At 55.4% G+C, this 21231-nt stretch carries 16 protein-coding genes and 1 CRISPR repeat array; of the genes, 9 read left to right on the top strand and 7 right to left on the bottom strand.

Annotated elements, in window-relative coordinates; all coding sequences use genetic code 11:
• Positions 1 to 18: 18 nt before the first annotated feature.
• From EC836_RS22045 to EC836_RS22030, 4 genes are all read right to left on the bottom strand, one after another.
• Positions 19 to 1341, bottom strand: coding sequence for an MFS transporter (locus EC836_RS22045; protein ID WP_123337139.1), 1323 nt, complete (start codon positions 1339 to 1341; stop codon positions 19 to 21).
• Between the two features lie 89 nt (positions 1342 to 1430).
• Positions 1431 to 2381, bottom strand: a complete 951-nt coding sequence (locus EC836_RS22040) for a phosphoglycerate dehydrogenase (protein WP_123337136.1) — start codon at positions 2379 to 2381, stop codon at positions 1431 to 1433.
• A gap of 53 nt (positions 2382 to 2434) precedes the next feature.
• Positions 2435 to 3319 (bottom strand): dihydrodipicolinate synthase family protein, encoded by an 885-nt coding sequence (locus EC836_RS22035; RefSeq protein WP_123337335.1) that lies wholly within the window; start codon positions 3317 to 3319, stop codon positions 2435 to 2437.
• Between the two features lie 16 nt (positions 3320 to 3335).
• Positions 3336 to 4484, bottom strand: a complete 1149-nt coding sequence (locus EC836_RS22030; protein ID WP_123337134.1) for an iron-containing alcohol dehydrogenase — start codon at positions 4482 to 4484, stop codon at positions 3336 to 3338.
• 226 nt (positions 4485 to 4710) lie between these two features.
• Between EC836_RS22030 and EC836_RS22025 the strand changes: the two genes are divergently transcribed.
• Genes EC836_RS22025 through EC836_RS22015 form a run of 3 tightly spaced genes read left to right on the top strand, consistent with a single transcriptional unit; the run spans position 4711 to position 7735 of the window.
• Positions 4711 to 5994, top strand: coding sequence for a four-carbon acid sugar kinase family protein (locus EC836_RS22025; protein WP_123337132.1), 1284 nt, complete (start codon positions 4711 to 4713; stop codon positions 5992 to 5994).
• Positions 5987 to 6967, top strand: coding sequence for a D-threonate 4-phosphate dehydrogenase (locus EC836_RS22020; RefSeq protein WP_123337130.1), 981 nt, complete (start codon positions 5987 to 5989; stop codon positions 6965 to 6967). Before EC836_RS22025 ends, EC836_RS22020 begins: the two co-directional genes overlap by 8 nt.
• 6 nt (positions 6968 to 6973) lie before the next feature.
• Positions 6974 to 7735, top strand: coding sequence for a DeoR/GlpR family DNA-binding transcription regulator (locus EC836_RS22015; protein ID WP_123337128.1), 762 nt, complete (start codon positions 6974 to 6976; stop codon positions 7733 to 7735).
• A gap of 14 nt (positions 7736 to 7749) precedes the next feature.
• Here the strand turns inward: EC836_RS22015 and speD are convergent, their stop codons facing one another.
• From speD to EC836_RS22000, 3 genes are all read right to left on the bottom strand, one after another.
• On the bottom strand, positions 7750 to 8559 hold the full coding sequence (gene speD / locus EC836_RS22010; protein ID WP_123337126.1) for an adenosylmethionine decarboxylase: 810 nt from the start codon (positions 8557 to 8559) through the stop codon (positions 7750 to 7752).
• A gap of 27 nt (positions 8560 to 8586) precedes the next feature.
• Complete coding sequence (gene speE / locus EC836_RS22005; protein ID WP_123337124.1) at positions 8587 to 9444, bottom strand: polyamine aminopropyltransferase; 858 nt, start codon at positions 9442 to 9444, stop codon at positions 8587 to 8589.
• A 109-nt stretch (positions 9445 to 9553) separates the two neighbouring features.
• Positions 9554 to 9901 (bottom strand): YacC family pilotin-like protein, encoded by a 348-nt coding sequence (locus EC836_RS22000; protein ID WP_123337122.1) that lies wholly within the window; start codon positions 9899 to 9901, stop codon positions 9554 to 9556.
• 179 nt (positions 9902 to 10080) lie between these two features.
• On the opposite strand from EC836_RS22000, the gene cueO reads away from it, so the two are divergent.
• The 6 genes from cueO (at position 10081) to csy3 (ending at position 21226) form a co-directional block, all read left to right on the top strand.
• Positions 10081 to 11766, top strand: a complete 1686-nt coding sequence (gene cueO / locus EC836_RS21995; protein ID WP_123337120.1) for a multicopper oxidase CueO — start codon at positions 10081 to 10083, stop codon at positions 11764 to 11766.
• Positions 11767 to 11962: 196 nt separating this feature from the next.
• A CRISPR array of direct repeats spans positions 11963 to 13312; the repeat unit is 28 nt; unit sequence GTTCACTGCCGTACAGGCAGCTTAGAAA.
• Positions 13313 to 13440: 128 nt separating this feature from the next.
• Positions 13441 to 14418, top strand: coding sequence for a type I-F CRISPR-associated endonuclease Cas1f (gene cas1f / locus EC836_RS21990; protein ID WP_123337118.1), 978 nt, complete (start codon positions 13441 to 13443; stop codon positions 14416 to 14418).
• Positions 14415 to 17696: a type I-F CRISPR-associated helicase Cas3f gene (gene cas3f / locus EC836_RS21985; RefSeq protein ID WP_123337116.1), complete on the top strand. Its 3282-nt coding sequence runs from the start codon at positions 14415 to 14417 to the stop codon at positions 17694 to 17696. The genes cas1f and cas3f overlap by 4 nt, the downstream gene beginning before the upstream one ends.
• Before the next feature lie 208 nt (positions 17697 to 17904).
• Positions 17905 to 19251, top strand: a complete 1347-nt coding sequence (csy1, locus tag EC836_RS21980; RefSeq protein WP_123337114.1) for a type I-F CRISPR-associated protein Csy1 — start codon at positions 17905 to 17907, stop codon at positions 19249 to 19251.
• Positions 19248 to 20198, top strand: a complete 951-nt coding sequence (csy2, locus tag EC836_RS21975; protein ID WP_123337113.1) for a type I-F CRISPR-associated protein Csy2 — start codon at positions 19248 to 19250, stop codon at positions 20196 to 20198. Before csy1 ends, csy2 begins: the two co-directional genes overlap by 4 nt.
• Positions 20199 to 20221: 23 nt before the next feature.
• Positions 20222 to 21226: a type I-F CRISPR-associated protein Csy3 gene (csy3, locus tag EC836_RS21970; protein ID WP_123337111.1), complete on the top strand. Its 1005-nt coding sequence runs from the start codon at positions 20222 to 20224 to the stop codon at positions 21224 to 21226.
• Positions 21227 to 21231: the final 5 nt, after the last annotated feature.

Genomic DNA, 21231 nt, shown 5'->3' with positions numbered 1-21231 from the left:
AAGGGGACAACGCTTTACTTATTTCAGGCTCGCGGCAGGCGCAGGCTGGTGAGCGGGATGTTCTTCCTCGACGATAGGCTCTACTTTGCCCATCAGGAACAGGTAGTTAATGATCCCCAGCACCACCAGCGCGGCGGAAAACACCAGCGCGTAAGTGAAGGAACCGGTCGCGGCGACGATAGCACCGGTGATAATCGGGCCGACCGCGCCGCCCATATTGGACACGGTGTTTTGCAGACCGGCGACGATCGACACGCTGTTTTTCGGAGCGACATCGCCCGGCAGCGCCCAGACCTGGGAAGCCGCGACGGTGGTACCGGATTTCGCCACGCACAGCAGGAATACGGTCATAAATACCGAGTCGGTGAACGGGGCAAAGCCGATGCACAGCGCCATCAGCAGACCGATGGTCAGGAACAGCTTACGTGTGGCGGTCAGCGACAGGATTTTCTTGTGCACGATGCGGTCAGAGGCCCAGCCGGCAATTACTTCGATAATCATCCCGCACAGCAGCGGCAGCGCAGCGACCATCCCCATCTTGATGAAGTCCATGCCTTTTTCTTTCACCAGATAGGTCGGTAGCCAGGTGATAAAGAAGTAGGAGGTGTAGTTGATGGTAAAGAAGCCGAGGCACATCGCCCAGATATTGCGATAGCGCAGCAGCTTGTACCACTTCATCGGCAGCACGCTCTTATCGCCGTGCTTCTGCGCCTGGCCGTCACGGATCAGGCTAATTTCCGCCGGGCTGATGGATTTATGGTCTTCCGGGTTTTCCGCGTAGATAAAGTACCAGGCAATCACCCACAGCAGGCCCACGGCACCGATAATCAGGAAGGTCAGACGCCAGTCGACGATGTAGATCATCCAGACGATTAGCGGCATCGCCACCGCACCACCGAACTTCGAGGCGCTGTCAAACAGACCGGAGACGGTGGCGCGCTCTTTGTCCGGGAACCAGCGTGCGGTGATCCCTGCGTTGCTGGGATACGCCGCGGCTTCACCCACGCCCAGCGCCAGGCGCAGCGCCAGCAGGGATTTAAAGCCGGTCGCCAGGCCCATCGCCGAGGTGGCAATGGACCACCAGGCAACGGCGATGCCCAGCCCTTTTTTCTGGCCGTAGCGGTCGGCGAACCAGCCCGCCGGAATTTGCAGCAGCGAATAGGACCAGAAGAAGGCGGCCATAATAAAGCCCATCATCTCCGGATTCAGGCTCAGCTCATCAATAAGATGTGGCGCGGCGGCGGAGAGTACGGTGCGGTCAATATAGTTAATGGCAATCGCCAGCCACATCAGCCCGGCAATCCACCAGCGAATGCGGGTATTGCGTGCAACAGTATTCATAATAATAACCCGGTACAAAGGTTGTTAATCTGCCGTCGAAATAAACGACGGCAGGGTGATAATGCGGGTACATTGCCCGCAATAAATAGTCAGAGCGAATTCATAATATTTAACGGCCGCTGCTGTTCTTTAATGCACTGAATAATCTGCTGCACGCAGCGCTCGCCAATCGCATTAATTGCGCCGTCGGTATAGCCGGCAATATGTGAAGTGGCAATAAAGTTATCCAGGCTAAATAACGGATGCGCTTCCAGCGGTTCGTGCTCAAACACGTCGGCGGCGGCTCCTGCAATCACACCGTCGGCCAGCGCCTGATAAAGATCGGCTTCGTTAATCACGCCGCCGCGAGACACATTGACCAGGAATGCTGATTTCTTCATCCGCGACAGGCGCGCGCGGTCGAACAGGTTATGGGTTTCGGCGGTCAGCGGCGTATGCAGGGTGATAAAATCGCTCTCTTCGGTCAGCGTATCCATGCTGACGAACTGCACGTCATGCTCGGCGGCAAACTTCTCGTCGGGATAAAAGTCGAAGGCCAGCACGCGCATATTGAAGCCGCGCGCCCGCAGCGCAACCTGTTTGCCGATATTGCCTAAGCCCACGATGCCCAGCGTTTTGCCGTACATATCGGTGGCGAAAATACGCGGCCACTTGCCGTCCCGCGTGCCGTTAGCGGCCTGGGTCAGCTGGCGGGCGCTGTTAAGCATCATCGCAAAAGCGAAGTCGGCGACGGCGTGCTTGTTCGCGTCCGGCACGTTGGTGACGAAGATCCCGCGCTCGCGCGTGGCCGCCAGATCGATGTTGTCGACGCCAACGCCGTGCTTGCAGACGATCTTCAACTGAGGAGCCAGCGCCAGCAGCTCGGCGTTGACCTCGGTAAAGGCGACGATCATGGCAACCGTATCCGCCAGGTGCGGGGCCAGATCGCTCAGCGGCGCATCGGCGGGCAGCGTGACTAGCTCAAAACCCTGCTGCTGCAGCGTGGCGATCGGCTGGGCATCGTATTTGGCGAACGACGGTGAAGTACAGATAACTTTCATACTAATGAGTCCCGGATGTCAGTGCGGGCGGCACCGCAGCGCCGCCGGATAAATTACTGGAGGTACTGATTGACGATCTGGCGGATTTGCTGCTCTTCGGCCGCATTGAACTGCACTGCATAGCGGCTGTCGCCGACGTCGTGGCCCATCAGCGCCACGGCCTTTTTCACCGCCGCCGGAGAGAAGGCAACGGCATACAGATCGGTACGCAGCCCGGTAACGTTTTCCTGTGCCTTACGGGAGGCGTCGATATCACCGGCGTTGAAGTGCGCCCAGATGGCGTTGATCTCTTTCGGCGCGACGTTTGCCAGGCCGGAAATACAGGCGGAGCAGCCGTCAACGAAGCCCTGATGGATCAGCGAGTCCGGGCCGTTCAGCACGTCAAAATTGTCTGCGCCTTTCGCCGCCGCCAGGAACCCGCTCAGGCTTTCATAGCTGCCCGCGCTGTCTTTGATGCCGATGATGTTCGGGTGCGCCGCCAGCTGGCGAACGGTGTCCGGCTGCAGGGTGTTGCCGGTACGCGCCGGAATGTTGTAGAGGAACACCGGCACGGTCAGGGCGTCGGCCACTGCGGTGTAATGGGCGATCAGCTCGGACTGCTTCAGCGGGACAAAATATGGGGTGATCACCGACACTGCATCGACGCCCATCGCCGCAACCTGACGGCCGAGGCGAATCGTTTCGCGGGTGGAGATCTCGCCGACGTGGGCGACAACATGGGCTTTACCCGCCACTTCATCCACGCAGGTTGCCGTCACGGCCAGCTTCTCCTGCTCGTTCAGCACGAAGAATTCACCGTTGGTGCCGCCGCAGAAAATCCCGTTTCCGGCGGCCAGCTGACGCTGGATCTGGCGGCGCATCGCCGCTTCGGCGTAGGCACCTTCGGCATCAAAAGGGGTCACAATGGCGGTCAGTACGCCGGTAATTTTTTTACTCATCATATCCTCGGATTAATCAGTGATTCAGGGCCGGAAACAGGGTCAGGTAGACGTTACGCACGTTGCTGGCGCTGACCGCCGTTGGCACGTTCTTCATCAGTCGCTGTACGTCCAGTGCGGCTTCAACTAAATAGGGCAGGTGATCGGCGCCAATGCCCAGCTCTTCCAGGCTGGCGGGCAGTTTCAGGCGCTGTACCAGGGCGGAGAAGTAGTCCACCAGCGCGTGGGATTTCTCTTCGTCCGTCAGCGAGGTGTCCGCTCCCGGCACCAGGTCCCAGGCCATGGCAAACTTGCTGACCGCCGCCGGGCGCACGAAGCGCATGCACGGTGCCAGCAGAATGGCGTTGGCAACGCCGTGCGGCAGATGGTATTTGCCGCCCAGCGGGTAGGACATGGCGTGAACCAGGTGCGTGCCCGCGTGGGCGATAGCCGCGCCGCCGTAGTAAGAGGCCCACAGCATATCCAGCCGCGCCGCGAGGTTTTCCGGTTCGGCAATGGTGGTTTCCAGGCTGGTAAACAGTTTCTTCAGGCCAATCAGCGCATAGTTGTCGCTGACCGGGTTGGCGACGGTGGCGGTAAAGCACTCAATCAGATGGCACAGCGCATCAATACCGGTGGAGGAGGCGATATGCGCCGGCATGCTGGTGGTCAGCTCCGGGGCCAGCACCACATAGTCCGGCAGCATCACCGGGGAGATAATCCCGACCTTGGTCTCTTTTTCCGGGATGGCCAGAATCGCGTTTGGCGTGGCTTCAGAACCGGTGCCTGCGGTGGTCGGGATCAGCAGTGAGGTGGTGCGACGCTGCGGTTTTTCACCGGCCAGCAGAGCATCCAGACCCGGTGCATCTTCAACGCACAGCACCGACAGCAGCTTGGCCACATCCAGTACGCTGCCGCCGCCCACGCCGATCACCAGATCGACATCGCGGCTTTCCAGCGCGGCCAGAATAGCCGCCACGTCGTGCTGGCTCGGTTCCGGCGGAACGCTGCCCACGATATGCAGAGATGACACCCGATCGCGAACCTGATCGATCAGCGCCTGGACCGCCGGGATCGCCGCAATGTTCTTATCGGTGACCAGCAGGACGCGCTGCTTGCCCTTCAGCAGGTAGCCGATATCGTTGAGTGTCTGAAAGCCTGCTATCACGGTGCTGTTAATGTTCACTTTTTTCCTCTCCTCATCACGCCGCCCTGTGCCGCAGTGATTGTATTTCGTCATTTGTAAGAGACTTCTTACCTGTGATGGCTAATTTATAGGACATATTGATTCTGATTAATTTGAAGTTGCTCACATTTAATCAAATGTGATTGAATATAATCATACTAAGTTTGCAGCGGTACTTACTGTCAGCATCATGACCGAGGCCGTTTGACTGACCGCAGGAGTAACAATGACGCAGCGTAGATGGCAAACGCCGGTAGTGGTGATTGCCGATGATTTTACCGGGGCCAATGACGCCGGAAGCGGGCTGGCCCGGGCAGGTGCCAGAGTGAACGTGCTGTTCGACAGCCGGGCTGCACAGGACCTGAGCAGCGCCGACGTCTGGGTGATCGGCACCGACAGCCGCGCGCTGAACGGCAGCGAAGCGGCGGAGCGGGTGCGCGATGCGCTGTCCCACTGGCCGCAGGCGCTGGAGGACGGCTGGCTGTTTAAGAAGATTGATTCAACGCTGCGGGGCAACCTGGGGGCGGAAATCGAAGCGGCGCTGCTGACTAGCGGAGCCGGACTGGCGCTGGTGGTGCCCGCCGTTCCAAGGCTGGGGCGGATAACGCGCAACGGCCAGTGCTATATCCACGGGCTGCTGCTGACCGAAACGGAGTTTGCCAGCGATCCGAAAACGCCGGTGAGCAGCGCCAGCATTGCCGCACGGCTGGCTGAGCAGAGCCGGTTACCTTCCGTTTCGCTGCCGCTGTCGGCGGTGCGCGGCGACGATCTGCTGGCGCAGATGCAGCAGGCGGCGGCGGGCGGCCAGCGTTTCATCATCGTTGATGCCGAAATCGACGGCGATCTGCAGCGCATTATGCAGGCTGCCGTGCAGCTGCTGCCGCGTCCTTTACTGGTCGGGGCGGCCGGGCTGAGCGATGCGCTGAGCGGATTGCTGGCCGAGCGTCAGCCGCGCCCGGCGCTGGCGGTGGTGGGATCGATGAGTGAGATCGGTCAGCAGCAGATTGCCCGCCTGCAGCAGCAGCAGCCGATCGCGCTGGTGGATATTGATATCAGCGGACTATTTGCCACGCCGCCGTGGCCGCAGCGCGAGGCCTGGCGGCAGGCGGTGGTGCAGGCGCTTCAGTCCGGGCAGCACTGCGTGATCCGCACCTGTCAGGATCGCAGCCAGCGCGAGTCGATTGCGGCGCTGTGTGAGCAGCATCGGCTGAGCCGCGCTCAACTCGGTGAACAAATTTGTGCCCTGCTGGCGGCGCTGACCCGCGACGTGCTGCAGGAGGTAAAACCCGGCGGCCTGTACCTCTCCGGTGGCGATGTGGCGATAGCCGTCGCTCGCGGGCTGGGTGCCGGTGGATTCCAGATCGAAGGCCAAATCGCGGGCTGTGTGCCGTGGGGCCGCTTATTAAATGTTACCGATTCCCTGCTGGTGATGACCCGGGCCGGTGGCTTTGGTGATGAAAACACCCTGGTAGAAGTGATTCGTTTTATTGAGGAGAAGTCGAGTGAGTAAAGTTATTGCAGTCACCATGGGCGACCCGGCGGGTATCGGTCCTGAAATTATTATCAAGGCGCTGAGTGAGGGTGAGCTGTCCGGCTGTCCGGCGGTGGTGGTGGGCTGTGCCAGTACGCTGCGCCGCATCCTCGGCCTGAACATCACGCCGCAGGCCGAACTGCGGGTGCTGGAACGTGTGGCCGATGCGCATTTTGCACCGGGCATTATTAACGTTATTGACGAGCCGCTGGCCGATCCGGCTGCCCTGCAGGCGGGCGTGGTGCAGGCGGCGGCGGGCGATCTGGCCTACCGCTGCGTGAAGCGTGCCACCGAGCTGGCGATGGCCGGTGAGGTGCAGGCTATCGCCACGGCACCGCTGAATAAAGAGGCGCTGCACTCCGCCGGGCATCTTTATCCGGGGCATACCGAGCTGCTGGCCAAGCTGACCGACAGCAAGAACTACGCGATGGTACTGTATACCGATAAGCTGAAGGTGATCCACGTCACCACGCATATTGCCCTGCGCAAGTTCCTCGACACACTGGGCCGCGAGCGCATTGAAACGGTGATCGGCATGGCGGACACCTTCCTCAAGCGAGTCGGTTTCGACAAGCCGCGTATCGCCGTTGCCGGGGTTAACCCGCACGCGGGTGAAAACGGGCTGTTTGGCGATGAAGAAATTACCATCGTTGGCCCGGCGGTTCAGGCGATGAAGGCGCAGGGTCTTGACGTTTACGGTCCGTGCCCGCCGGACACCGTTTTCCTGCAGTGCCAGGAAGGCCAGTACGATATCGTGGTGGCGATGTACCATGACCAGGGGCACATTCCGCTGAAGCTGCTGGGCTTTTATGACGGGGTTAACATCACCGCCGGACTGCCGTTTATCCGCACCTCCGCCGACCACGGAACGGCGTTTGATATTGCCTGGACAGGAAAAGCGAACTCTGCGAGCATGGCAATCTCTATTCAGTTAGCGATGCAGCTTGCATAAGGGTTTATGAAGGGACAAAGCCGCCTCGATCAGATTATGGACTATCTGAAAAGTCATAATCTGGTCACCGTTGATCAACTGGTGGCCGCCATTGCGGCGTCACCCGCCACGATACGACGCGATTTAATCAAGCTCGATCGGGAAGGGGTGATCAGCCGCAGTCACGGCGGCGTGACCCTCAATCGCTTTATCCCCAATCAGCCTACGACGCTGGAGAAAATGCAGCGTCATCTGGTGGAGAAGCAGACCATTGCGCGCCATGCCGCCAGCCTGGTGAAGTCCGGCGATGCGGTGGTGCTGGATGCCGGTACCACGATGCTGGAACTGGCGCGTCAGCTGACCCATCTGCCGCTGCGGGTGATCACCGCCGACTTGCATATCGCGCTGTTTCTTGCCGAATTTAAGCAGATTGAAGTGACGATTATCGGCGGGCGGATTGATGATTCCAGCCAGTCCTGTATTGGCGAACACGGCCGCCGCCTGCTGCGCGGTATCTATCCCGATATCGCGTTTGTCAGCTGCAACTCGTGGAGTCTGGAGAAGGGGATTACGGCACCCACCGAGGAGAAAGCGGGGCTGAAGCAGGATTTGCTGGTGAATGCCCGTCGCCGGGTGCTGCTGGCCGACAGCAGCAAATACGGCTCGTGGTCGCTGTTCCAGGCCGCGCCGCTGCATCAGCTGAGCGATATTATTACCGATACGCAGCTGTCCGCTGAATCCCAGCAGGAACTGAGCGGACAGTCATTTTCGTTAAGTCTGGCCCTGTAGTCAGGGCCAGATCCTTACTGCGTTTTTAATCCCACCGACGGAATATTGCGTCCGTAGTAAATCTCACGCATCTCTTTCCACAGCAGATCGGTGATCCGCTTGTGCTCCTGCGGGCTGAGATCGTCAGGTTTAGTGTTAAACAGATAGTGGCGAAGATCGAAATCCTTCAGCAACATCTTGGTGTGAAAAATATTTTCCTGATAGACGTTCACGTCCATCATGTCATACATCCCTTTCATGTCGTCGGACATAAAGTTCTGGATTGAATTGATCTCATGGTCGATAAAGTGTTTCACCCCGTTCACGTCGCGGGTGAAACCGCGCACGCGATAGTCGATGGTGACAATATCGGATTCCAGCTGGTGAATCAGGTAGTTCAGCGCTTTCAGCGGCGAAATCACCCCGCAGGTCGACACTTCGATATCGGCGCGGAAGGTACACAGACCGCCTTCCGGGTGGCTTTCCGGGTAGGTATGCACACAGATATGGCTTTTATCCAGATGGGCAACCACCGAGTTCGGCAGCGGGCCGGGATGTTCAGAGGTATCAATATCGCGCGGATCGATTGGCTCTTCGCTGACCAGAATCGTCACGCTGGCGCCCTGTGGCTCGTAGTCCTGGCGGGCAATATTCAGCACGTTAGCGCCGATAATCGAGCAGGTTTCGCTGAGAATTTCCGTCAGACGGTTGGCGTTGTACTGCTCATCAATGTACGCAATATATCCGTCGCGTTCCGCTTCAGTGTTCGCGTAACAGATATCGTAGATACAAAAACTCAGGCTTTTCGTCAGGTTGTTGAAGCCATGTAGTTTAAGCTTTTGCAATTTAGGTCACCCCCTTAAAATGCCCGGTCAGCCGACCAGTGCATTTAACAGATACTGTGGCAGGGCAAAACTGCCCGCGTGGATTGCCGGATTGTAGTAACGGCAGGTCAGCCCGGAGGCGGTAAAGCGCTTGGCAATCGTTGACGCATCCAGCTGACGCAGTGCCGGATTATCGCTGGCCCAGGCAAAGGTCATGATGCCGCCGTAGTAGGTCGGGACCGCCGCCTGATAGAAGCTGACGTCTTTGAAGTAATGGCCGAGCTTGCGATGGCTGTTGACCGCTTCGTCCTGCTGCAGGAAGCAGACGCCATTCTGCGCCACGAAGATGCCATTTTCATGAAGGATACGATGGCAGCCGGCGTAGAATTCTGAGGTGAACAGGCTCTCTCCCGGACCAATCGGGTCGGTGCAGTCAGAGATAATCACGTCAAACTTCTCAGCGGTTTGCTTCACGAAGTTCACGCCGTCATCAATCACCAGCGTAAAGCGCGGGTCGTCATAAGCACCCTGGCTGTGGTTCGGCAGATACTGTTTGCAGAACGTCACCACCCCGGCATCGATCTCAACCATGGTGATTTTTTTGATGCCCTGATGGCGGCTCACTTCGCGCAGCATGGCACCGTCGCCGCCGCCGATGATAAGCACGCTCTCCGCCGCGCCGTGGGCCAGCAGGGGAATATGGGTCATCATCTCATGATAAATGAACTCATCGCGCTCGGTGGTTTGTACTACGCCGTCCAGCGCCATTACACGGCCCAGCGCGGCATTTTCAAAGATGATCAGATCCTGGTGCCCGGTCTGTTCGCGATACAGTACGTTATCGACAGAAAAATACTGTCCGAATCCGGCATGAAGGGTTTCATACCACATTTCTTTATCGGCCATGGTGGGGTTTTCTCCTCATAACAGCCACGAAAAATGGGGGCATTAGAATAGCCATTTCTGACCGTGGTTGCACGGTCAATTCGGACGCGGGAAGGGGGAAAGCGGGTGATTATCTGACGTAGGCAAGCAGGCTCAGGGAGTCACGGGCCAGCGATTTGCACTTGGTATCGTTCGGAATGGCAATGCCGCTCAGATCGCGATAGCTGTCCTCACCGAGCGATTTCATATTGAAGCTATTGTAATTGCTGAGATCCCAGCGATTTTGCTGCGCGTAGAACATCAGTGCGCGGCGAACCTGCCCGTCCGGAAGATCCTGGTAGCCACAGTCATTTTTCAGATAAACAAATACGGCAGTTAAATCGGCCAAATCTTCTGCTTCCGATTCGCTCAGGGCGAAACTGGTGGAGGAGAAGCCAAAAAGCCCTAACAGCAACAGAGCCTTGATGCTTGTCTTCATAGTTGTTCTCATTCGTGTGCAATGAGCAAACGTTAGCACAGTTCAGGCCGGGTGCCAGCCCCTTTTCCCTTAGAAAGCCTGCGATAACCCGTTTTCGCCCTTTTATCGCGGCTTGACCTTCCCGCTGGGTAAGGGTTTATGCTGCCTGTGTTTTCGACATCTGAAAAAAGGAATGAATGATGCAACGTCGTGACTTTCTCAAATTAAGCGCCGCACTTGGCGCAGCCAGCGCCCTGCCGCTGTGGAGCCGCTCGCTGATGGCGGCCGAACAGCGTCCTTTATTACCCGTTCCCTCACTGCTGCTACCCGATGCGCGCGGTGAAATCAAACTCGTTGCCCAGCAGGGCTCCAGCCACTGGCGGGGCAAGGACGTTCCGACCTGGGGCTATAACGGCAGCCTGCTCGGTCCGGCAATCCAGCTGGATCGTGGTAAAGAAGTCCGTGTGAATATCTTCAACCGCCTGCCCGACACGACCACCGTGCACTGGCACGGGCTGGAGATCCCCGGCGAAGTGGACGGCGGACCACAGGCGAGGATTGAACCGGGGCAGCAGCGCAGCGTCAGCTTTACCCCGGACCAGCCCGCCGCAACCTGCTGGTTCCACCCTCATCAGCATGGCCGTACCGGCTATCAGGTTGCGCAGGGACTGGCGGGCCTGGTGCTGATAAACGATCCCGAGAGTGGCAAACTGCTGCTGCCGAAACAGTGGGGCGTGGATGATATTCCGGTGATCCTGCAGGATAAACGCCTGACCGAAGACGGCAGCAAAATTGACTATCGGCTGGATGTGATGGATGCGGCGGTCGGCTGGTTCGGCGATATGCTGCTGACCAACGGCGAGATTTATCCGCAGCACGGCGTGCCGCGCGGCTGGCTGCGCCTGCGCCTGCTGAACGGCTGCAACGCCCGCTCGCTGAACCTGACAACCAGTGACAGCCGCCCGATGTACGTTATTGCCAGCGACGGTGGACTGCTGGCGGAACCGGTCAAACTCAGCGAGCTGCCGATGATGCCGGGTGAACGTTTCGAAGTGCTGGTGGATACCTCCGACGGCAAGCCGTTTGAGTTGCAAACGCTGCCGGTGCGCCAGATGGGCATGACGCTAACGCCGTTTGACCAGCCGCTGCCGGTGCTGTCGATTACCCCGCTGCGGGTGATGGCCAGTGGCACTCTGCCCGATAAGCTGGTGGAGATGCCCGCCGTTGCCGTGCCGCAGGCTTCCGACACCCGCTGGCTGCAGCTGATGATGGATCCCGAGCTGGACCGCCGGGGCATGCAGGCGCTGATGGATAAATACGGCCATGCGGCAATTGCGGGGATGGATATGTCCGCGCATGGCATGGGGGGAGCGAAAAGCGATCATTCTGCAACAGCGCCAGCTGGGAAGATGCAGGGCATGGACCACGGCAGCATGGGCGGAATGGATCACGGAAATATGGCCGGGATGGACCATGGCAAGAAGGCGATGGGCCACGGCGATATGAAAGGTAAGCCGGAGAAATCCGCCGCGCCATTCGACTTCCATCAGGGAAATAAGATTAACGGCGTTGCTTTCAATATGGATAAACCTGCGTTTGAGGCGAAGCAGGGCATATGGGAGAAGTGGACCATCTCCGGTGAGGGCGACATGATGATGCATCCCTTCCACGTTCACGGTACCCAGTTCCGCATCCTGTCTGAAAATGGCAAACCGCCAGCCGCGCACCGCAGCGGCTGGAAGGACATGGTGCATGTAGAAGGCGGGCGTAGCGAAATTCTGGTGCGCTTTAACCATAAGGCGGACAAAGCCAACGCCTATATGGCGCACTGTCACCTGCTGGAGCATGAAGATACCGGGATGATGCTCGGCTTCACCGTGGTGTGATGGCGTGAGGGCTGGATTGCCGGGGCAGAAAGCATATTTTTCCCCGGTGGGACCGGTGAGTTGATACCCTTTTTTTTACGGATTTCTCAGTTTTTTGATTTATATGGATATTATTGTGGTTGAGAAAAAGAGGGGTTAACGAGAGTTTATAGCGAAAACCTGATTACCCTCATCGGGTTATCGTGAGAAGCTAACGGTTCACTGCCGTACAGGCAGCTTAGAAAACCATTTGAGCGCGACAGGACATAAACGTCCAGTTCACTGCCGTACAGGCAGCTTAGAAATGTGCAGATGCGGGCGACTGGGCTGCATATACGTTCACTGCCGTACAGGCAGCTTAGAAAATCAACTTCGAAACTACCATCTGTTTATCCTCGTTCACTGCCGTACAGGCAGCTTAGAAAATCAACGACCTGATCTTCTCATCAACAGACTTGTTCACTGCCGTACAGGCAGCTTAGAAAAACTCTAATGCGGGTGCTCGCATCAACCAGAAGTTCACTGCCGTACAGGCAGCTTAGAAAACAATATATTTGCCGCGCCTGCCCCTGAAATTGTTCACTGCCGTACAGGCAGCTTAGAAATGGAATATCACTTTGCAATCACCGTTAAACGCGTTCACTGCCGTACAGGCAGCTTAGAAAAGCATTACCGCCAGCTGCTGGATGCTGATCGGGTTCACTGCCGGACAGGCAGCTTAGAAAAGCAACGCCGGAGCAGTGGTTCCAGCATTACCGTTCACTGCCGTACAGGCAGCTTAGAAATTTACCTGTTCAGGAAATGATGACCTTTTTTAGTTCACTGCCGTACAGGCAGCTTAGAAAGATTTAAGCGACTCAAGCGGATGCATCACCAGGTTCACTGCCGTACAGGCAGCTTAGAAAAGCGGCTGTGCCATTTGCCGGCGCACCGAATGAGTTCACTGCCGTACAGGCAGCTTAGAAATGCCGCAGTTTTGCCCGAGAAGGATTACCTTTGTTCACTGCCGTACAGGCAGCTTAGAAATGCAGGGCAAGATTATAGGCGCTGGCCATCTCGTTCACTGCCGTACAGGCAGCTTAGAAAATTCTGCCGCGCTCACACGTCCCAGGATGGAAGTTCACTGCCGTACAGGCAGCTTAGAAAATCGAGGAAATGCTGATGCCCTGCTCGATACGGTTCACTGCCGTACAGGCAGCTTAGAAATGACGGCCGCGCACGCACACCCGGGAACCGGGGTTCACTGCCGTACAGGCAGCTTAGAAATTATTGATGAGGCAGATGCTGGTCTATTTCCAGTTCACTGCCGTACAGGCAGCTTAGAAAAAATCGCAAAACTCTGCATCTGTCAGCTGCAGGTTCACTGCCGTACAGGCAGCTTAGAAAACAAAAAAAACCATGCGACGGGCATGGTTAATGGTTCACTGGGGTACAGGCAGCTTAGAAAACTAACCACGGCACGTCGCCGCGCAATCATGGGTTCACTGCCGTACAGGCAGCTTAGAAATGACAGGTCCACCTCGTCAGACTTCACACCGTGTTCACTGCCGTACAGGCAGCATCAAATCAATCGCTATCAAAAATCGTGTTATCCGTAATTGAAAAATATCTAGCCGACGAAATAATAATCAGTGCCCGTGTTGTTATCACATTCACTATGAGCAAACAGTATTCAAAAACCGCCAGAGGATCAGTATGGAAACGATCGGCTCTTCGGATTTAAAGACTATCTTGCATTCCAAACGTAGCAATATTTATTACCTGCAATACTGCCGGGTTCTGGTAAACGGTGGGCGTGTGGAATATGTCACGGATGAAGGTAAACGATCGCTTTACTGGAATATCCCCATCGCAAATACCACCGTAGTGATGTTAGGAACCGGCACGTCGGTGACTCAGGCTGCAATGCGTGAGTTTGCCCGTGCAGGTGTACTGGTCGGATTCTGCGGAGGCGGCGGTACACCACTGTATGCGGCGAATGACGTTGAAGTCGATGTTTCCTGGCTTAGCTCGCAAAGCGAATATCGGCCTACCGAGTATTTACAGCACTGGGTCAGTTTCTGGTTTGATGAAGCATTACGTTTGGAAGCTGCTATTGCGTTTCAGCGCGTTCGAATCAACCAGGTTCGGCAGGCATGGAGCGGTGCGAAAATGCAGCGAGAAGACAAATTCACTATTGATATTCCTCGTTTAAACGGTGTCCTGGAACGTTTTGAGCAGGGCCTTACAGGCTGTAGTAATAGCACTGACCTGCTGGCGCTTGAGGCGGTAATGACCAAGGCGCTATATAAACTCGCTGCCGAAAGCGTTAAGTATGGCGACTTTACCCGGGCAAAACGCGGGGGTGGTATCGATCGGGCCAACCGTTTTCTCGATCATGGCAACTATCTGGCCTATGGCCTTGCTGCGGTGGCCTGTTGGGTCATTGGCTTACCGCATGGGCTGGCCGTGCTGCATGGCAAAACGCGTCGAGGCGGGCTGGTATTTGATGTGGCGGATCTGATTAAAGATGCATTGATTCTGCCGCAGGCGTTTATTGCGGCGATGGCCGGAGAAGAAGAACAAGAGTTCCGCCAGCGCTGCCTTACCAGCCTGCAAAATGCTGATGCGCTGGATACGATGATTGACGCGCTGGAGTCCGTATCACAGCAGTTGAGCCGGGCGGGAAAATGAATATTGTATTGATTTCCCAGTGTAATAAACGGGCCTTAGAAGAAAGCCGATGCATTCTCGATCTGTTTGCGGAAAGAAAAGGCGATCGTAGCTGGCAAACCGCTATCACCTGGCAGGGGCTGCTGACGCTGCGTAAATTGCTGCGTAAGACCGCCCGCAGGAATACTGCGGTTGCCTGCCACTGGATAAAGAAGGACGGACAAACCGAACTGCTATGGATCGTCGGCAACCTTCGCCGTTTTAATGAGCAGGGCAGTGTTCCCACCAACATCACGACGGCTGACGTACTGAAAAGTAAGGATGAAAACAGCTGGCACAGTATTGAAGCGATAGGCCTGCTGGCCGCTGTGGCGGGGCTTTTTCATGATTTCGGGAAGGCTAACAGCCTGTTTCAGAAAATGCTGCGCGGGGAAAAAGGGATCAAGACCTTTCAGCCCTATCGTCATGAATGGGTTTCGCTGCGCTTATTCTGTGGCTGGATTGGTGAACGCAGTGACAGCGAATGGCTCACCGCGTTAAGCCGGATTGATGCCAGCGATGAATCTGCAATGCTGGCATCTATGAAAAAAGATGGCCTGACGGATTCACCTAACGCGTTTAAAGATCTACCGCCGGTAGCCAGGGTAGTGGCCTGGCTGATTCTTTCTCACCACCGTTTACCCTGCTATCAGCAAAAAGAAGATGGCCAGGGTATACCTCCCGACCTTGCCTATCAGGAACACTGGCTGACCAGTCATCTCGATACGGTGTGGAACGCCCGTAACCACGAAAAGTCAGATTGGGCGCAGACGGATTTTCAGGCACAGTGGCAGTTCCCGCACGGCACGCCGATGCGCAGTAGCACATGGTGTGCGAAAGCCAGAAAACTCTCTCAGCGGCTACTGGCTCAACCTGCCTGGCTTGCCCAGATCGATCTTAATCAACGCTTTACCTGCCATCTTGCCCGGCTGGCCCTTATGCTGGCCGATCACTTCTACTCCTCTCAGCCAGCAACACCCGGCTGGCAGGATCCGGGTTATTTACCCGCGGCCAACACCGATCGTAATACCGGTAAACCAAAGCAGAAACTGGACGAACATAATATCGGCGTGGCGCAGAATGCGCTGCTGCTGGCCAGAAGCCTGCCGAATTTGCGAAAAAGCCTGCCGGCGATTACCCGCCATAAAGGCTTCAAGAAGCGAAGTGAGCAAGAAAAATATCGTTGGCAGGACAAAGCCTATGATGCCGCACTTGCCTTGCGTGAGCGCTCCGCAAATCAGGGGTTCTTTGGCATCAATATGGCTTCAACCGGCTGCGGTAAAACTTTCGCTAATGCGCGCATTATGTACGCCCTGGCCGATGAGCAGCAGGGATGCCGCTTCTCGGTGGCTCTTGGACTGCGGGCCTTAACGTTGCAAACCGGGGATGCCCTGCGCGAAAAACTGACGCTGCAGGAGGACGATTTAGCCGTTCTGATTGGCTCGCAGGCCATGGCACAGCTGCATCAGCTGCGGATCGATGACGAGAAATCCAAATCTACCGGGAGTGAATCCGCCAACGCGTTAGTGGCTGAGCATCAGTATGTCAGTTATGACGGCAGCCTGGATGACGGGCGGCTTAGCCTCTGGCTCAAAAACGACGGCAGTTTGCATAAGCTGGTCAGTGCGCCAGTGCTGGTGACGACGATCGATCACTTAATCTCCGCAACGGAAGGGCTGCGGGGAGGCAGGCAGATAGCCCCCATGCTGCGGTTGCTGACCTCGGATCTGGTGCTTGATGAACCGGATGATTTTGATATCAATGACCTTCCAGCGCTGTGTCGGTTGGTTAACTGGGCGGGAATGCTGGGTTCTCGCGTGCTGCTTTCCTCCGCAACGCTGCCTCCCGCGCTGGTGCTGGCGCTGTTTAATGCCTATCGCAGCGGGCGTGAGATCTTTCAGCAGGCCTGTGGGCTGGTTGAGAACAGGCCGGTTTGCTGCGCGTGGTTTGACGAGAACGAGACGTTTACGGAAGAGGTGATACAACCGCTGGCGTTTAAATCGCTGCATGAAGCCTTCGTTACGCGGCGGATAGGCCGGCTGGATAAATCACCGGTGCTGCGGCGTTGCAGGCTGGTGCCTACTGCTTCTGCAACACATGACGAAGCCGCGGTGTATCGCAGCGTTGCCGAAAGCCTGTCCAGCTCGATGCTGGCACTGCACGCTGAGCATCATCAGCGTCATGCTGAATCAGATAAAACCGTATCCGTGGGCATCGTGCGTATCGCCAATATTAACCCGCTGGTTGCGATTGCCCGGTTGCTGATGTCGACCCCCGCTGCGGAAAATCACCATATTCATTACTGCGTGTATCACAGCCAGCATCCGCTGGCGATGCGCTCCTGGATTGAGCGAAGACTCGATGAGACGTTAACGCGCTATCAGGAGCAGGCCTTATGGCATGTTGATGAAATCGAAAGCGCGCTGAGCCAGCATCCGCAACAGCATCATCTGTTTGTGGTGCTGGCAACGTCTGTTGCTGAAGTCGGAAGAGATCATGATTACGACTGGGCGATTGCTGAACCGAGTTCAATGCGCTCACTTATCCAACTGGCGGGCCGAATTCAGCGCCATCGCCAGCGTCCGGTCAGTTCGGATAATTTTTATATCCTTCAGGAAAATATACGTGCGCTGCAAAATCCCGGGACACAGCATGCGGCCTACAGCCTGCCCGGTTTTGAAAATACAAAATTCATGCTGGCCAGCCACGATCTTACCCAACTGCTGGAATCTGAACAGTACGAAAAAATCAGCGCCGCGCCGCGTATTCAGGAAAGAGTTAAACCAGGCATTCGCTCACCTTTTAGCAATTTTGCCGATCTTGAACATCGACGCTTATGGGTAGAATTGCAGGGGGAGAAGGCTTCGCCCGAATGTGCCGCTTTATGGTGGCGCGAGCAGATGACATGGTGCGGTGAGCTTCAACGGCGAAAACCTTTTCGGCAGTCACAGCCTGAGTCTTTGTATTTCCTACTAATTGCCGAAGAAGGGGATATCCCCAGGTTTTACTTTCCAGATGATGGCCCGGCAGGCCGAAAGGAAAGCGAAGTTTTTTCCCCGGTTAATCTTATGTTTGCTGAAGGGAACAGCGCATGGATGGTGCCGGACTATCAGCAAATTTACCTGGATCTGGCTGATAAGCTGGGTATGGAGTTAGAGGTGATAAGCCTCCGCTTTGGCGAAATTGTTCTGCCTGATAACAAAGGGAAGGGCTGGTGTTTTCATCCAATTTTGGGGGTGTTTAAAGATAGTGCTGTGTAATTTTAAACTGGCTCAGCGGGATAGTATTAATTGGTTATGTTTACAAAAAGGCCTCTTATTTGGGGCCTTTCTGTAGAGATAATGAAATGAATGCATTTGTTTAAATTATGATTTTTAAAAATAGCGCAGTATCCGCACAGAAATGACCACTTACGTATCTGTAAGTTGAAGGAGTTATATTAGTCATTAAGTTACTCAAGGAGAGGGTATGTTGCAGGAGACATTGGCTTCTTTTATTACCGACTACATCAATGAGCGGAAAACAGAGAAGCTCGACGTATTCGAAAAGAAGAAAAAGAAACAGCTGTCCGCACTGTCTGAACAGGAGGGTTCAGCGTCTGTCGTGCAGGACCTGAATCAACAGCGTGCGGAAATTGAAAAAAAATACCAGCTGGAAGTCTGGTTAACGGATGCCGCCATTCTGACCGGGCAAATCAGCCAGGCTACTCATGCGTTGAAGTTCACTCACGGCAAAGCCCGCGGCAGCAGCGTTTTCTATGAGGAGGCAACCTCTTCCACTTCCTATCTTTCAACCGCAACGCTAGGTAGACGAAAGTTGGATATTGTAGGTAACGCTGCGTATTTTTATATCGCCAAGGTGTTGCTTAGAGAGGTTCAGGGAGACTCATTAATCGCCGGCCTTAATCGCGGTGATTACTCGGTGCTGGAGTCCTTAACCGATAATAAAGAGCTTTCAGATGCCTGGATTGAAGGATTTAAACAGGTTCTGATCGATAAGCAACCCGTCAGCCATAATCTGGCGAAGCAAATCTATTTTCCCATCGCGCCACAGCAGTACCATCTTATCAGCCCTCTATTTGCATCCTCGTTAACACACGTTCTGCATCAGCGTATTGCCGATGCGCGATTCAGCGAAGAGGCCAAAAATGCGCGAGCGGCAATGAAGGCCAAAACCTGGCACCGCGAACCGGTGGTAGTTTTCCCCGGTACTGCGGTGGCTAATTTCGGGGGGACCAAGCCGCAGAATATTTCTTATCTGAACAGCTTACGCGGCGGAAAAGTCTGGTTGTTACCCTGCTTGCCTCCCGCATGGCAGACGGTGAGCAAACCACCGTTAAAAAACCAGTCCCTGTTTTCTTACAGTGAGTTTTCCCGCCAGGCCTGGCCGGTGATTCTCAGAATGAAGCGCTACTTACATCAGGTAAAACCGCTGGACAGCACGATGGAGATTCGTCAGCAGCGATTGGCTTTCACGGATGAAATTATCGATATCCTGTTTAACTATGCTGCGGGAATTCAGAATCTTACTCAGGTCAGCGGTTGGAGTGCCGATCGGGAATGTCGACTAAAACAGTCTCAGCAGCTTTGGTTGGATCCGCTTCGCAGCAAAACCGATCTGCAGTTTCGACTTGAGCGTGAAAAGGGTGACTGGAAGCAAGAGATCGCCCGTGATTTTGGCCTGTGGCTCAATCACCAGCTGCGGGATGAAACGCTTAAGTTGGGGGCAGTGGAGCACCAGCATTTTTCAGCGTCTCCTCTGCTTAACAAACGCCTGCGCGAACTGGAAGATGATTTAGCAGAGGATCTGCCATGAGCAACCTGATTATTTTACGCCATCTGCGTGTTGAAAACGCCAATGCGATTGCCGGCCTGACCTGGGGGTTCCCGGCTGTAACGCATTTTCTTGGTTTTACTCATGCACTATCTCGTCAGCTCACTCAAACACACGGTATCGAGTTAGAAGGTTGTGGCGTGGTCTGCCATCAGCAGCAGGTACATGCGCACTCTTCAGGCCGCGATTACGTATTTTCCCAGACCCGCAATCCATTAACCCGGGAAGCTAAGACGGCCCCTTTTAATGAAGAGGGGCGGATGCACATGACGGTATCCCTGTTGATTCGCTGTAACGGAATGATTCGCGATGGCGAGCAGGGGGCTATTGCACTTGCCGGGCATATTGCAACGCTGTGTCAGCGGCTACGACTGGCCGGTGGGACTGTAACTTCCGTAGAGAAGGTGCAGATTTTGGGTTGGCCGGAGGATGGGCGACAGGCCCGACGGGTACTGCGTCGTTTACTACCCGGTTTTGCTTTATTGGATCGATCACCTCTGCTCGCTGAGCATTTTTCCCATCTGCAGCAGTCCTGGCCGGAAGCCGAAATGATTGATGCGTGGCTGGATTTTTCCACCATCAAAATGCAGGCGGTAGCCAACGAAGCTGAACCGGATGAACCGGTAAGTTGGCAGTATCAGCCTAAACCCGCTGCAGGCTTCCTCGTTCCGTTGATGACCGGTTATCAGGCGATTTCTCCGGTTTATGAGCCTGGAAAGGTCAGTAATGCTCGCGATACACAGACGCCGTTTTGCTTTACCGAGGCGATCTACGGCGTAGGTGAGTGGCGTGGCCTGCATCGGGTTGATGATTTACGTGAACTGCTCTGGCAGTACCACTATGAGGATGGAAGCTATCTCTGCCGGAGTGAAATAACGGCCAGCGACCAGAATTACTCAGAATATGACGAAGAAATCAATTACAGCTAATTTAACGTTATAAGGACATAATCATGGCTAAATCAACAATTAAGACCGCATCCGTACTGGCTTTTGAACGCAAACTCTCTAACTCTGATGCCGTTATGCTGGCCGGGAAATGGCAGGAAAAAGAGGGATGGCAGCCGATCAAAATTCAGGATAAGGCGGTGCGCGGAACCATTTCTAACCGGTTGAAGAATACGATTGCCAGCGATCCGTTAATGCTGGATGCTGAAATTCAAAAAGCGAACCTGCAACGCGTTGATGTTGCCGCTCTGCCGTACGATACCGATACCCTGAAAGTCTGTTTTACCCTGCGGGTGCTGGGCGATCTCTCCACGCCATCCGTTTGTAACGATCGTCTATATCAGGCCGAACTGACCTCCGTAATTAACGGTTACATCACCCGGAACGGCTTCAGCGAGCTGGCGGCACGCTATGCCGAAAATATAGCGAATGGCCGCTTTCTGTGGCGTAACCGCGTTGGCACTGAGCGAATTTTGGTACAGGTAACTAGCGGAGAACATACCTGGAAGTTTAACAGCCATGACTACAGCCTGCGTGCATTCAGCCAGCCACAGGGCGATCTGCTGGAACTGGCACAGGCGATTGAACAGGGGCTGGCGGGTAATGCGTTCGCGCTGTTTAACGTGGAAGCGCAGGTTTACCTTGGTAACGGCCAGGAAGTCTTTCCATCACAGGAGCTGGTACTGGACAGCAACAGTAAAAAAAGTAAGGTCCTCTATAAGATCGGTGATGTCGCAGCCATGCACTCGCAAAAAATCGGTAATGCCTTACGGACTATCGATACCTGGTATCCGGAGGCAGATGAACAGGACGTTGGCCCCATTTCCGTAGAGCCTTACGGATCGGTAACCAGCAGAGGTATCGCTTATCGCCAGCCGGTTAAAAAAATGGATTTTTATACTCTGCTGGATAACTGGGTCACTAAAGCGCAGGAACCTGACGTGGCACAGCAGCACTATGTAATGGCGACGCTGATTCGCGGTGGCGTATTCGGTGAGAAAAGCGAGTAGAGGCT

It is taken from the genome of Erwinia sp. JUb26 (assembly GCF_003751505.1).
In the GTDB taxonomy this organism is placed as follows: Bacteria; Pseudomonadota; Gammaproteobacteria; order Enterobacterales; family Enterobacteriaceae; genus Erwinia.
Note: the sequence above shows the minus strand (reverse complement) of the source record. Positions and strands in the feature narration are given on the sequence as shown.

Bases quoted from the DNA above. Each gene is read 5' to 3' on its own strand.
- EC836_RS22045 (WP_123337139.1), bottom strand. From the start codon at position 1,341: ATGAATACTGTTGCACGCAATACCCGCATTCGCTGGTGGATTGCCGGG.
- EC836_RS22040 (WP_123337136.1), bottom strand. From the start codon at position 2,381: ATGAAAGTTATCTGTACTTCACCGTCGTTCGCCAAATACGATGCCCAG.
- EC836_RS22035 (WP_123337335.1), bottom strand. From the start codon at position 3,319: ATGAGTAAAAAAATTACCGGCGTACTGACCGCCATTGTGACCCCTTTT.
- EC836_RS22025 (WP_123337132.1), top strand. From the start codon at position 4,711: ATGACGCAGCGTAGATGGCAAACGCCGGTAGTGGTGATTGCCGATGAT.
- EC836_RS22015 (WP_123337128.1), top strand. From the start codon at position 6,974: ATGAAGGGACAAAGCCGCCTCGATCAGATTATGGACTATCTGAAAAGT.
- speE (WP_123337124.1), bottom strand. From the start codon at position 9,444: ATGGCCGATAAAGAAATGTGGTATGAAACCCTTCATGCCGGATTCGGA.
- EC836_RS22000 (WP_123337122.1), bottom strand. From the start codon at position 9,901: ATGAAGACAAGCATCAAGGCTCTGTTGCTGTTAGGGCTTTTTGGCTTC.
- cueO (WP_123337120.1), top strand. From the start codon at position 10,081: ATGCAACGTCGTGACTTTCTCAAATTAAGCGCCGCACTTGGCGCAGCC.
- cas1f (WP_123337118.1), top strand. From the start codon at position 13,441: ATGGAAACGATCGGCTCTTCGGATTTAAAGACTATCTTGCATTCCAAA.
- cas3f (WP_123337116.1), top strand. From the start codon at position 14,415: ATGAATATTGTATTGATTTCCCAGTGTAATAAACGGGCCTTAGAAGAA.
- csy1 (WP_123337114.1), top strand. From the start codon at position 17,905: ATGTTGCAGGAGACATTGGCTTCTTTTATTACCGACTACATCAATGAG.
- csy2 (WP_123337113.1), top strand. From the start codon at position 19,248: ATGAGCAACCTGATTATTTTACGCCATCTGCGTGTTGAAAACGCCAAT.
- csy3 (WP_123337111.1), top strand. From the start codon at position 20,222: ATGGCTAAATCAACAATTAAGACCGCATCCGTACTGGCTTTTGAACGC.